We start from the raw sequence: 12,819 nt of genomic DNA, 5'->3' as shown, positions 1-12,819 counted from the left end.
CGAAGTCGAAACCGGATTGAACGGGTACTTTATTTAGTTTCAGATCCCCAATATTAGCGATGGCTAGGGCACAGGGTACAAGGTTTACGGTTCCAGGTGGAGTTCCTGCAAAAAGGTCGGGAAACTTCCGCCACCGAGTACTCGGCAGTTGCCTTTGCCTTTTGGTTTTTGCGATACGACAGGCCGCCGCTGACGTGGTTTACCCACGGGTAGGGCATCAAGCCACTAGCAGTTCTCACGATGGCCTCCACGGCATCAGCGATCGCGCTGTGGAGAACAGTAAAAACAACATTTTTTAATGACCCACAATTTAGATGCACGGGTACATTGGGAGTGGTGATTGGCGATGCGACTGCGATGGACACTTCGACGCCTCGAATTGCGCTATTGATTGACGCGGACAATGCGCCCGCTTCCAAAATTGAACTGGTGTTTGAGCGGATCGGCCGGTTGGGCACGATTCGAGTGCGCCGCGCCTATGGCAATTGGAAGAAAGACCACCTGCAAGGCTGGGCCAAAATTTTGCACAAACATGCGATCGTTCCTATTCAGCAATTTGACTATGTTACGGGTAAGAATGCGACGGATATTGCCCTCGCGATCGACGCCATGGATTTGCTGCAAACCATGCGACCCGAGATTTACGGCATCGTAGCGGGCGATAGTGACTACACGCCGCTGGTAGTGCGACTCATTGCCTCGGGGGCCAAGGTATTTGGGTTTGGGCGCGTCAAAACCGCATCCATCGCCTTTCAAGAAGCCTGTACCGAATTTATTCCCTTGGATGATGCACCTAAGGCGACGGTGCTCAGCCCATTGAATAGTAACGGCGGCAAACGCAACGCTACTTCGATGAGTGCCAGCGGGGCAGCGAGTGCGCCAGTCTCATTGACGGTGGTTGAGTCAATCCCGGCGATCGATGAGTTGCCGCTCAAAGTGTTTTCCGATGCCATCAAGCAAAATCAGCAAGTCTCAGGCTGGGCCGATGTAAAGTCAATCGGGGCATATCTGAGCCAGCGCAAAATCGTGAAAGCCGCCTACAACGTGAATCGCTGGGCCAGCTTTTACAAAAAATATCCCACCCTATTTGAAGTGCAAGAACTGGATGGCAAAACGATGGTGCGTTTGCTGCCTGAGCCGTCGAGCTAGCAGATTTTCATCTAACCAAGACGAATAGGGCCAGCGCCAGAAAAAAGTATTACTGATATATACAGGAATCCATCGTTAACCTGTTTCCGAAGATGCCCGTGGCTCCAGACTTTGACTGCGCCTTAGACTCAGCAAAAACGCAGGCTAATCAACCATTGCCTCCAGCGATCGCTGGCGGCAATGCCACAACAGTGGAGAGCACAGCTTCCTGAACGATTACTCATTGTGAACAGAACCGTATTGAAGTGCCTTAAAGATTGGCGCGAGATTTTCGTCGTAGAGTCAGATTGTTACTTCCATCGCGTGCAAATCGGGGCTGCTGTCGGCTTTAGCCCACATCGGTGGGCTCAAATATCGCTTCCCACCGCTGGGTTGAATGACCGCGATCGCCTACCCCTGGTGCTCGGCTCGCTGCGCCATCTGAAATGCCGCAAACGTTGCAGCTCCAGTTGAAATGCCGCTAAGCATGCCTTCTTCTTGGGCCAGCTGGCGGCCTAATTCATTGGCTTGGGCTTCAGTTACGGTCACGATTTCGTCCACTAAGTCCACCCGCAGCACATCGGGAATGCATCCCGCACCAATGCCCTGAATATCGTGAATGTTGGCGGCTTGACCGCCGAGGACAGCGCTCTTGGTCGGCTCTACCACCACAATTTTAAAAATCGATATTGCTCCTTAGCTTTATACCGTTTTACAAGATCGTTATTCTCATTCACCGGATGTTGATTCTGACACCCTGATTTTCATCACGCCTACGGGTAAACCCATTGATGATCACACATTCAGTCAGCGCATCTGGAAACGCATTTGCAACAAGATTGGCATCGAGCGGGTTCCCTATGCCGCCCGCCATTCCCTCAGTTCTCACTTACTGGACGATAAAGCCAGCATTCCCCAAGTTGCTGGAATATTGGGCAACCGCCCCGAAACCACGGTCCGTTATTACTCTCACATGCTCAACCGGCCCAAGATGCCTGAGTTTTAGCTGCACGAGTTCTGCACGTTATCGAGTGTCTAAACGTACCCAACGGCGACCTAGTACGACCATACTGAAAAAGCCGAACCCCTGACAGGATTCGGCTTTAACGTTTGAAACTCAATCGGAGCGACAGGATTTGAACCTGCGACCCCTACTACCCCAAAGTAGTGCGCTACCAAGCTGCGCTACGCCCCGTTTTGCAACTAACGTTGCCCATTTAAGTTAACACAAAACCCAACTATATTATCGACCGGAGGGGAAGAATGTTTACTACGTCAGGAGTTACGCATTGACAGCTGAATGAATGTATGAGTTGAAATTCAAAGGTGCTGCATGAACCATTCCGTTGCGTATTCTGACAAAACCTTCCACAGCTCACTGCGCGATCGCCCCACTGAACCGAGCCCTCACTGAGCAGGTGATCAGTTATTTTGAGCCCGGCTTTGAGTTCAAGATTGAAACGGCTGAACCCATGTCTGAGAGAGTTTCCTCTAAGCTTGCGGTGCGGCTTTACCAGACCTGTGTGATTACGCGAAATGAAGCCCGACGCAGCATCGGGATACCGGAGATAGGCCCGTCTGGCGATGTTTTACGTGGATAGTTCCAAAGAGCCATAACCGGCTGCTATTGTCGACTGCTGTCTGGGCATGCTGATAAGTAACTTCACCTAGTTATTTTTCCCATGTCTGGGCCGAGTCTGTCGCCCAACTTCATCTTCCTGAAACGCCATGAGCCCCAGCTGGTCAAATTAGGGACTCTGGCGGAGCGGTATTTTAAAGACGATCCCTGCACTTGCATAATTAAGCTGCGCCAGTTTACCGAGCTGTTGGCGCAACTGACCGCAGCCAAATCAGGGCTTTACCAGGATGATCGCGAATCGCAACTCGACCTCTTGCGCCGCTTGCGCGATCGCGGCATTGTGCGCGGCGAAGTCTATGACGTATTCGATGAAATCCGTCGGGAGGGTAATCGCGCGACCCACGACATGGTGGGCACCCACCGCACCGCTCTGGACATGCTGAAAATGGCCCGGACGTTGGGCATTTGGTTCCATCGTGCTGTCACCGATCGCAATTTTCGACCTGGCCCCTTCATTCCCCCACCTGATCCGGAGCAGGAATCGGAAACGCTGCGGCAGGAGATGGAGCGCTTGCGGACAGAGATGCAGCGCTATCAAGCAGAGGTGACGCAGTCCCAAACCGCTGTCGAAGCGGCCCAGGCGGCAGCGGTTGAGGAAGCGGAGCTGAGGCAGATCGCGGAAACTCTGTTAGAGGAGCAGGAAACCCAGTTTGCCGCCGTTCAAGCCCATCTCGAAGCACTGCAAGCAGCGGCGGCCCAGCAGCCCACTCAAGTCTTACAAGCAACTGTGGCGCAGGCCCAGGAAGCTGAACAACAGCTGGATCTGGATGAGACGGAAACGCGCCGCCTGATTGATGCCCAACTGCGGGCAGCGGGCTGGGAGGTGGACTCTCAAGAGCTGACCTATGCTAATGGGGTGCGACCGCAGAGGCATCGGCATCTGGCGATCGCGGAGTGGCCCACTGCCGATGGTCGCGCCGACTATGCCCTGTTTGTGGGCCTGCAAGCGGTAGCGGTGGTGGAAGCGAAGCGGCAGCGAAAAGATGTCTACGGAGCGATCGATCAGGCGAAGCGCTATAGCCGTGGCTATGTCGTCAAGGGGGATGAAACACTGCCCGGTGGCCCCTGGGGTGAGTACCAGGTGCCCTTTGTGTTTGCCACCAATGGCCGGCCCTATCTGAAGCAGTTGGAGACGAAAAGCGGCATCTGGTTTTGTGACCTGCGGCGACCAGAGAATCTGCGGCGGGCGATTGGGAGCTGGTACAGTCCCTCTGGACTGGTGGACTCGCTGGCGAATGACTTGGAGGAAGCGAGCGATCGCCTCGAAGCCGAATCCTTCAACTATGACTTTGAGCTGCGGGACTATCAGATTCGGGCGATTCAAGCGGTGGAGTCAGCCCTGGCCGAGGATCAGCGGGAAATTCTGCTGGCGATGGCGACGGGCACCGGGAAAACCAAAACTTGTATCGCCTTGGTCTATCGCCTGCTGAAGACGAAGCGGTTTCGGCGGATTCTGTTTTTGGTGGATCGCAGTGCCCTGGGCGAGCAGGCAGCCAATGCCTTTAAAGACACTCGCATGGAGAGCCTGCAAACCTTTGCCGACATCTTCGACATCAAGGAGCTAAAGGACACCGCTCCTGACCGGGATACCAAGGTTCACATTGGCACTGTGCAGAGCTTTGTGAAGCGACTGCTATATCCCAGCGATGACAGTGCCACCATCACGACGGATCAGTATGACTGCATCGTAGTGGACGAGTGCCACCGGGGCTATCTGCTCGATCGAGAGCTCAGCGACAGCGAACTCACCTTCCGGGACTTCAGCGATTATGTGTCGAAGTATCGGCAGGTGCTGGAGTACTTTGACGCGGTCAAGGTGGGGCTGACGGCAACTCCGGCCCTGCACACCACCGAGATTTTTGGCGATCCGGTGTTTACCTATAGCTATCGGGAAGCGGTGATCGATGGCTGGCTGATTGACCACGAGCCACCCCACCGCATCATCACCGCCCTCTCAGAAGACGGCATTACCTGGCAGCCCGGTGAGGCAGTGAGCTACTACGACCCGAAGACGGGACAGATCGACCTGGTACACGCGCCCGATGAAATTCAGATTGAGGTGGAGCAGTTCAACCGCCAGGTGATTACCGAGGAGTTTAATCGGGTGGTCTGTGAGGAGTTGGCAAACCACATTGATCCCAGCCTGCCAGGGAAGACGCTGATTTTTTGCGTGAATAACGACCACGCGATGATGGTTACCAATCTGTTGAAGCAGGCATTTCAAGACCAATACGAGGATATTGACGACGACAGCGTTGCGATTATCACAGGTGCAGCCGATAAGCCTCTAGAACAAATCCGGCGCTATAAAAACGAGGTTAATCCGAAGGTAGCCGTGACGGTAGACCTGCTGACCACAGGCATTGATGTACCGCCGATCTGCAATCTGGTGTTTATCCGGCGGGTGAAGTCGCGGATTCTCTATTCCCAGATGTTGGGCCGGGCGACCCGGCGCTGTGACGATATCGGCAAAGAGGTCTTCCAGATTTTTGATGCGGTGAATCTGTACGAAACCCTGGCAGCGGTGTCGGACATGAAGCCCGTGGTGGCGAATCCGCAGATCTCGTTTACCCAGTTGATAGACGAACTGGAGACGGTGACGGATCCCCAGGCGGTGACGGAAATTCTCGACCAGATTACAGCGAAGCTGCAGCGGAAGCGGCGACACCTGAGTGACACCAGCCGGGACACCCTGAAAGGATTGGCGGGAATGCCTGTGGATGAGGTGGTGCAGCATTTGCGGCAAAGCACTCCGGATGAAGCAGCAACCTGGCTGAAGCAGCGTAAGGAAATTGCCGAGATTTTGGATCGGCGGGAAGGGGGTAGTCAGCCGGTGCTGGTGTCGTACCATGCCGATGAGTTGCGGCGGGTGGAGCGGGGCTATGGCGTTTCGGAGGCGGGTGAGCCTTACGGGCGACCGGAGGATTATCTGGACAGCTTTAAGCGGTTCATCGAGACGAACCTGAACCAGATGCCCGCGCTGCTGGTGGTGACCCAACGACCGCGAGAGCTGACCCGCGCCCAGTTGAAAGCGTTGCGGGCGGCGCTGGATGCAGCGGGCTATTCGGAGGCGATGTTGCGATCGGCCTGGCGGGATGCCACGAATCAGGACGTCGCGGCGTCGATTATTGGCTACATTCGGCAGGCGGCGCTAGGAGATGCGCTGGTGCCCTATGAAGAGCGGGTGGATCGAGCGCTGAAGCAGATTTTGGCGAGTCAGCGGTGGACGGCACCCCAGCGGAAATGGCTGGAGCGGATTGGGCAGCAGTTGAAGCAGGAGACGGTGGTGGATAAAGCGGCGCTGGATCAGGGGCAGTTTAAGACCCAGGGCGGCTTTAAGCGGATCAATAAAGTGTTTGGCGGTCAGCTAGGGCAGGTATTGACCAATCTCAACGAGCAAATCTGGCAGACTATTAGCTAGCTCCTTAAATGGTGGGCACACTCTGTTTTGCCCATCCTACTGCCCCCCTCAATGCATTGGTAGGATGGGCAATGGGCTTGGCCCGTGCCCATCAACGAACCTCATGAACGATGGGCACACTCTGTTTTGCCCATCCTACTGACTCCAGCCTTTGTAGGATGGGTAAAGGGCTAGGCCCGTGCCCATCAACCCTATCTACCGATCAATCTATGGAATACCGTCGTCACTATCAACCAGGCGGCACCTACTTCTTCACAGTCGTTACCGAAAGTCGCCGTCCCCTCTTAATTGAACAGATAGAACGGCTCAGAGAAGCCTTTCGTCACTGTATTCAGCGCCATCCCTTTTCCATTGAGGGCATCGTTGTTTTGCCAGATCATTTGCATACTATCTGGCGGCTGCCGGAAGATGACGCTGATTATTCAACCCGTTGGATGGTCATTAAACGGAAATTTTCGGCTGGTCTGACTTCTGAGCATGTTAATCAATCGAAATGGTCAAAACGGGAAAAGGGAATTTGGCAGCGACGGTTTTGGGAGCATACGATCCGTGATCAGGATGATTGGCAGCGTTGTTTGGACTATATTTACTTCAATCCTGTGAAGCACGGCTATTGTGCTTCACCAGCAGACTGGCCGTTTAGCTCGTTCGATCGCGCGGTTCAGCAAGGGCAATATCCGGCTGATTGGGGGGCGCAAGTGTCGACTACTGTCAGAGACATGGATTGGGAGTAGGGTAGGGCGGATGGGCACGGGTAAAACCCTTTGCCCATCCTACGGGGCTGCGATCTCCTCCATCACTATCCATACCAGGTTGGGTGAAGGAGCTTAAGCTGACCTGACTTAAAATAGCCATAATGATAGCCATGATGGCGGGAGGCACTGCCATGTCTCAATATTCCATTGCCCAAGCAAAGGATCAGCTGACCCAAATCATTCGGGCGGCGGAGGTGGGTGACTCGGTGGAGATTACCCGACGGGGTGAGCCGGTGGCGGTGATTCTGTCGATCGCGGAGTACCAAAAACTGCAACCGCCGCGCCCCAACTTTGGTGAAGCGGTCAAAGAGTTTCGGGAATACACTGCCGCCGAGAGGATTGAGATTGACCCAGACGAGATTTTCGGTGACATTCGCGATCGCTCCCCGGGACGCGAGATCGACCTATCGTGATGGCTCAGTATTTGCTCGACACTAAGATCTTGTCGGAGGCCAGCAGCTTGAACGGCAACGCCCAAGTAATTGCCAAACTGAACGAAAACGCTCAGTTAGCAGCTACGGTAGCGGTCGTCATGCACGAACTCTTATACGGCTGTTATCGACTGCCTGTATCCAGACGACGCACCGCTTTAGAGCGTTATTTGACCGGACTCCTGTCTAGCTCCATGCCCGTTTTGGCCTACACCATCGAGGCGGCTGATTGGCATGCCCATGAACGGGCTCGCTTAAGCCAAGTGGGGCGAACATCGCCCTATGTGGACGGTCAGATTGCCGCGATCGCAGCCATCAACCAACTTGTTTTAGTCACTCGTAACGTCGCTGATTTTGCAGCGTTTCAGAATCTACCCCTCGAAAACTGGTTTGCCTAACCGCCCATGAACGTCACTTCCGACATTGTCCAAAAGCTGTGGAACCTGTGCCATGTCCTGCGGGATGACGGCATCAGCTATCTGCAATACGTCACCGAGCTGACCTACCTGCTGTTTCTCAAAATGATGCAGGAAACCGGAACCGAAGCCACCCAGCTACCGGCGGGGAAGCGGTGGGACGACCTCACCAGTCGCGACGGGCTAGAGCAGTTGAACTTTTATCGGGCCTTGCTGCTGGAATTGGGGCAAGATGCCTCGAAGCGGCGGGTGCAGGCGATTTTTGCCAATGCCCAGACTGCCATCAAGCAGCCCCGCATTCTCAACAAGCTGGTGACCAGCATCGACGAGCTGGACTGGTATTCGGCCAAGGAAGAGGGGCTGGGGGATCTGTATGAGGGGCTGCTGCAAAAGAACGCCGAAGAGAAAAAGTCTGGGGCGGGGCAGTACTTTACGCCGAGGGCGCTGATCGACTGCATGGTGGCGCTGATGCAGCCCCAGCCGGGAGAGCTGATTCAAGACCCGGCAGCGGGGACGGGGGGCTTTTTGATTGCCGCCGATCGCACCATCAAGCAGCGCACCGACGACCTGTTTGAGCTATCCGAATCAGCGCAAACTTTCCAGATTCACCAGGCGTTTTACGGCATGGAGCTGGTGCCAGATGCCCACCGCCTGTTGCTGATGAACCTGCTGCTCCACGGCATTGAGAGTGATTTCACTTTGGGTGATACCCTGTCACCGGCGGGCACCCGCCTACCCAAAGCCGATCTGGTGCTGACCAATCCGCCCTTTGGCACCAAAAAAGGCGGCGGCAGCCCCACGCGGGATGACTTCACCTACCCCACGTCGAACGAGCAACTGGCGTTTTTGCAGCACATTTACCGGGGGCTGAAGCCGGGGGGACGGGCGGCGGTGGTGCTGCCGGACAACGTGCTGTTTGAAGCGGGGCAGGGCCAGAGCATTCGGGCTGACCTGATGGAGAAATGCCACCTACACACCATTTTGCGGCTGCCCACGGGCATCTTTTACGCCCAGGGGGTGAAGACGAATGTGCTGTTTTTTCAGCGGGGCCGCACGGAGAAGGGCAACACCGAGAATGTGTGGGTTTACGACCTGCGGACGAACATGCCCAGCTTTGGCAAGCGCACCCCACTGACTTTTGCGCATTTTGCCGAGTTCATCACCTGCTACGGCGACGACCCCAATGGCACCGCCTCCCGTACGGATCAAGGCGAGGAGGGCCGCTGGCGCTGTTTTAGTCGCGAGTTCATTACCCAGCGGGGGGAGAATCTGGATATCTCGTGGCTGCGGGACGAGAGCTTGCAGTCGGCGGATGACCTGCCGGAACCGGAAGAAATTGCGGCGACGATCATGGAGAAGCTACAGGTCGCCATGACCGAAATGGCCGCGTTGACCGCATTATTGGAGGACTAGAGGAAGACCAATGGAAATTTCGTTGCCCCCTAAGTTAGTGGAGTTTGTTGATCAGCAGGTCAATAGCGGCAAATACGATTCAGTCGATGCGGTGATTTTGGCTGGGGTTGAACTCTTGGCCCAGCGGGAAACGGCTGCGTCAGGGGCGAAGTTTGCTGATTTGCTAGAAGACCCGGTGGTTGGCATGTGGCAGGATCGCGAAGACATGCCAGACAGTACGGCCTGGGTCCGGCAGGTGCGGCAGCAAGAATGGGAGCGGGTAGGTGGAACAGACGCTGGTTGATACAGACATCCTGATGGCCGCCTTGACGACATTGCTGGAGGAATAAACCATGGCCACAACTCAAGCTATGCAACCGATGGTGTTGCACCAGCTCCCGGAGCTGCGGATGTCGGATGGGCAGTTTTTTCAGTTTTGCCAGGACAACCCCGCCTGGAACATTGAGCGCAGTGCGGCAGGAGAAATTTTAGTCATGTCCCCCACGGGTGCGGAAACGGGTGAACGAAACTTTGATCTGATTGGTCAGCTCTGGCTGTGGACAAAGCGGGATGGGCGGGGCAAGGGGTTTGATTCGAGTACGGGGTTTCGGTTGCCGAATGGGGCCGTGCGATCGCCCGATGCGGCCTGGGTGCTGAAATCGCGCTGGGAGGCACTATCACCGCAGGAACGCCAGGGGTTTCCGCTGCTGTGTCCGGATTTTGTGCTGGAGCTGCGATCGCCCACCGACCTGCTGGTGACGCTACAGGACAAAATGCAGGAATATCTGGCCAATGGGGCTCAACTGGGCTGGCTGATCGATCCCCTAGAGGGGCAGGTGTGGGTGTATCGGCCCCATCAAGCGATCGCAGGGTTGGCGAAACCTCAGCAGGTGTTGGGCGATCCGGTGTTGGCGGGGTTTGGGCTCGATTTGCGAGACTTTTGGGGTGAGGGTTGAGCGGGCGGTGGCAACCCATGAACGGACGCGGCAACGATCGCGGAGAAGCTACAGGTCGCCATGACCGAAATGGCCGCGTTGTCCGTGTTGCTGGAGGAGTAATCAGTGAATTGTCATCCTGTTCGCGAAGCGACTCCGAAGGAGTAACGAAGCGCAGCGGCGTCGAAGGATCTCGGAGTCGCCTTTAGGGATTGAGATTCCTCTCTTCGTTTCACTGCGCTCGGAATGACAAGTTATGGTTTGGTTTGATGTGTGGGAGGCAGTCGGTTGCGTCAGCAGCCGTAGGATGGGCAAACCGCAGGGTGCCCATCGGGGAATGGGTGGGCGGTGATGGGCACAGGCGTGGCCCTTTGCCCATCCGACGAGGTTGATTTGATGTGTGGGAGGAAGTCGGTTGCGTCAGAAACCGTCGGAAGGGCAAACCGCAGGGTGCCCATCGGGAAATGGGTGGCGGTGATGGGCACGGGCGTGGCCCTTTGCCCATCCTACGTACTACGTACGAGGTTGATTTGATGTGTGGGAGGAAGTCGGTTGAGTCAGTTTGATGAATTGCCAGAAGGTTGGAAACTTATATCTATAAAAGATATTGCTGACTACGTTCAGAGAGGCAAACAGCCTAAGTATATTGGATACAGCGAACTTCCTGTTATCAATCAAAAATGTATTCGCTGGCATACAATTCAAGCCGAGCATCTAAAGTTTATCCATCCTGAACAATGGGATAAATGGCAGGAAGAAAGGTTCCTTAAGATTGGAGATATTTTATGGAATTCAACTGGAACTGGAACAGTCGGTAGAGCAGCTATTTATGAGAGATTAGAAAAATTTTCAAGAGCTGTCGTAGATAGTCACGTTACTATTATTCGCCTAAAGGAAAGCAACCCTAGATATCTCCATTACTGGATAATGTCGCCTACAGTTCAAAGCAAAATTGAGTCGATGCATAATGGTTCGACCAATCAAGTAGAACTATCGAGGACTGAAGTAGTCAATACGCAAGTTCCCCTGCCGCCGTTGAATGAGCAGCGGCGGATTGTGGAGAAGATTGAGGCGTTGACGGCGCGGAGTCGGCAGGCGCGGGAGGCGCTTGAGGCGATACCGGAGTTGCTGGATCAGTTTCGGCAGTCGGTTTTAGCGGCAGCGTTTCGCGGCGACCTCACCGCCGACTGGCGCGCCCAAAACCCCGATGTTGAGACTGCCGAGGCATTGCTAGAGCGGATTCGAGTTGAGCGGATGCAACTTTCTATCAGCACAAGGGATAGGAACAGGTTAAAGAAAGATTGGGAAGAACTTGAGATTTCCAACTCCAACGTTGTGCCGGATACTTGGCTTAAATGCTCAATTGGGCATATAGGAAATGTTTGTAATGGCAGTACACCATCGAGAAAAGAAAGTACTTATTGGGATGGTTCAATCTCTTGGGTAAGCTCTGGAGAAGTACAGAACAACATCATAGCTACAACTAGAGAAAAGATTACTGACGCGGGTTTCCAGAATAGCTCCGGTCGCATTCTTCCTGTCGGTACTGTTCTGCTTGCAATGATCGGTGAAGGTAAGACGAGAGGGCAGACAGCAATCCTGGAAATTGAAGCGACTATTAATCAGAATATTGCAGCTATCATTCTGGATCATGGCTTGATTGCCAGCCGATACATTTGGCACTGGTTTAGGTATCAGTATTCTGAAACGCGGAGGGTAGGAAGTGGGTCAGGTCCTCAAGCACTCAATTGCCAGAGAGTGAGAGAAATGCCATTCATTCTTCCTCCATTAGCTGAACAGCAAGTAATTGTTGAGCAAATTGACGGCTTGTTAGCACTGACAGGCAACATCGAAGGACAACATCAAAATACAAAAGATGACTTAGACCAACTAGATCGCTCCATCCTCGCCAAAGCCTTTCGCGGCGAACTCGTCCCCCAAGACCCCAACGACGAACCCGCCGCTGTGCTGCTCGATCGCATTCGAGCCGAGCGAGAGCAGCTCAATTCAAAAAGCAAGAGTCAAAAGTCAAAAAAGCGGAAGCAGCAATGACCTTGAGCCAAATTGCCGAACAGGTGCAGGAACTCGTCAACGCTGAGACTGCCGTCGTCGCGGTTGCCGAAGCGGGGGGAGACGCAATTTTCTATGCCGCCGCCGTAGGCAAACATGCCGCCTTCATTCAAGGCAAGCGCAGCCCCACCGCCACCTCTGGCCTGTGCGGTGCCGTACTAGCGTCCGGCCAAGCCGCTTTGGTCTACCAGCCCCAAACCGATGTCCGCATTCGCCAAGACCTCGCCGAGCAACTCGGCATCACCACCGCGATCGCTGTCCCCGTTCAACACGATGGGGCTTTAGTCGGTGCGCTCATGGTGCTCAATCGCTGCGATGGTGAGGCATTCACCCCGGCGGACGAGCAAGCCTTGGTGGAGTATGCGGGGGCGATCGGAGGGGCGATTCGACTGTGATCGGGCAATGGAGAATAGGAGATTCGAACTCCTGACCTCTGCGGTGCGATTGTCCGCTGGACAGGCTGCGCCAACGCAGCGCTCTACCCGTGCCGCGATCGCCCCTTGAATTTGGTAATGGAGAATAGGAGATTCGAACTCCTGACCTCTGCGGTGCGATCGCAGCGCTCTACCAACTGAGCTAATTCCCCAGGTTTTATGAATGGGTTCGCGCAGCGGCGCACCCCGGCGGTGCGA

Annotated in this window: 11 protein-coding genes, 2 tRNA genes and 1 pseudogene; 11 read left to right on the top strand and 3 right to left on the bottom strand. The window is 54.9% G+C overall.

Features of this window, described 5'->3' with window-relative positions; genetic code table 11:
* Nucleotides 1-240: 240 nt before the first annotated feature.
* Nucleotides 241-1,149: an NYN domain-containing protein gene (locus JUK32_RS21120; RefSeq protein ID WP_204140848.1), complete on the top strand. Its 909-nt coding sequence runs from the start codon at nt 241-243 to the stop codon at nt 1,147-1,149.
* A gap of 390 nt (nt 1,150-1,539) precedes the next feature.
* On the opposite strand, the gene JUK32_RS21115 is transcribed toward JUK32_RS21120, so the two are convergent.
* Entirely contained in the window at nt 1,540-1,800 is a 261-nt protein-coding gene (locus JUK32_RS21115) for a hypothetical protein (RefSeq protein ID WP_204140847.1), read from the bottom strand.
* A 52-nt stretch (nt 1,801-1,852) separates the two neighbouring features.
* Between JUK32_RS21115 and JUK32_RS28810 the strand changes: the two are divergent.
* Nucleotides 1,853-2,134, top strand: a pseudogene (locus tag JUK32_RS28810) (tyrosine-type recombinase/integrase); the annotation flags it as partial.
* Nucleotides 2,135-2,249: 115 nt separating this feature from the next.
* Here JUK32_RS28810 and JUK32_RS21105 read toward each other — a convergent pair.
* Nucleotides 2,250-2,323 (bottom strand) — tRNA-Pro (locus JUK32_RS21105).
* A 487-nt stretch (nt 2,324-2,810) separates the two neighbouring features.
* On the opposite strand from JUK32_RS21105, the gene hsdR reads away from it, so the two are divergent.
* The 9 genes from hsdR to JUK32_RS21060 all read left to right on the top strand — a co-directional run bounded on the left by hsdR (nt 2,811) and on the right by JUK32_RS21060 (nt 12,582).
* The gene (hsdR, locus tag JUK32_RS21100) at nt 2,811-6,188 is read left to right on the top strand and encodes a type I restriction-modification system endonuclease (RefSeq protein ID WP_204140846.1); all 3,378 of its coding nucleotides are present in this window, start codon (nt 2,811-2,813) and stop codon (nt 6,186-6,188) included.
* A gap of 209 nt (nt 6,189-6,397) precedes the next feature.
* Complete coding sequence (locus JUK32_RS21095) at nt 6,398-6,922, top strand: transposase (protein ID WP_204140845.1); 525 nt, start codon at nt 6,398-6,400, stop codon at nt 6,920-6,922.
* Between the two features lie 152 nt (nt 6,923-7,074).
* Complete coding sequence (locus JUK32_RS21090; protein ID WP_204140844.1) at nt 7,075-7,356, top strand: type II toxin-antitoxin system Phd/YefM family antitoxin; 282 nt, start codon at nt 7,075-7,077, stop codon at nt 7,354-7,356.
* The gene (locus tag JUK32_RS21085; RefSeq protein WP_239112919.1) at nt 7,356-7,772 is read left to right on the top strand and encodes a type II toxin-antitoxin system VapC family toxin; all 417 of its coding nucleotides are present in this window, start codon (nt 7,356-7,358) and stop codon (nt 7,770-7,772) included. The genes JUK32_RS21090 and JUK32_RS21085 overlap by 1 nt, the downstream gene beginning before the upstream one ends.
* 6 nt (nt 7,773-7,778) lie before the next feature.
* The gene (locus JUK32_RS21080) at nt 7,779-9,203 is read left to right on the top strand and encodes an N-6 DNA methylase (RefSeq protein ID WP_204140842.1); all 1,425 of its coding nucleotides are present in this window, start codon (nt 7,779-7,781) and stop codon (nt 9,201-9,203) included.
* 10 nt (nt 9,204-9,213) lie between these two features.
* The gene (locus JUK32_RS21075; RefSeq protein WP_204140841.1) at nt 9,214-9,486 is read left to right on the top strand and encodes a type II toxin-antitoxin system ParD family antitoxin; all 273 of its coding nucleotides are present in this window, start codon (nt 9,214-9,216) and stop codon (nt 9,484-9,486) included.
* A 49-nt stretch (nt 9,487-9,535) separates the two neighbouring features.
* The gene (locus JUK32_RS21070) at nt 9,536-10,138 is read left to right on the top strand and encodes a Uma2 family endonuclease (protein WP_239112917.1); all 603 of its coding nucleotides are present in this window, start codon (nt 9,536-9,538) and stop codon (nt 10,136-10,138) included.
* Nucleotides 10,139-10,669: 531 nt separating this feature from the next.
* Nucleotides 10,670-12,169, top strand: a complete 1,500-nt coding sequence (locus JUK32_RS21065) for a restriction endonuclease subunit S (protein WP_204140840.1) — start codon at nt 10,670-10,672, stop codon at nt 12,167-12,169.
* A complete protein-coding gene (locus JUK32_RS21060; protein ID WP_204140839.1) occupies nt 12,166-12,582 on the top strand; it encodes a GAF domain-containing protein in 417 nt (138 codons plus the stop codon). The genes JUK32_RS21065 and JUK32_RS21060 overlap by 4 nt, the downstream gene beginning before the upstream one ends.
* A 118-nt stretch (nt 12,583-12,700) precedes the next feature.
* Here JUK32_RS21060 and JUK32_RS21055 read toward each other — a convergent pair.
* Nucleotides 12,701-12,773: transfer RNA gene (locus tag JUK32_RS21055), tRNA-Ala, on the bottom strand.
* Nucleotides 12,774-12,819 lie beyond the last annotated feature (46 nt).

Source organism: Halomicronema sp. CCY15110, assembly GCF_016888165.1.
Taxonomy (GTDB): Bacteria; Cyanobacteriota; Cyanobacteriia; order Phormidesmidales; family Phormidesmidaceae; genus Halomicronema.
This window is presented reverse-complemented; position numbering and strand designations above follow the sequence as displayed.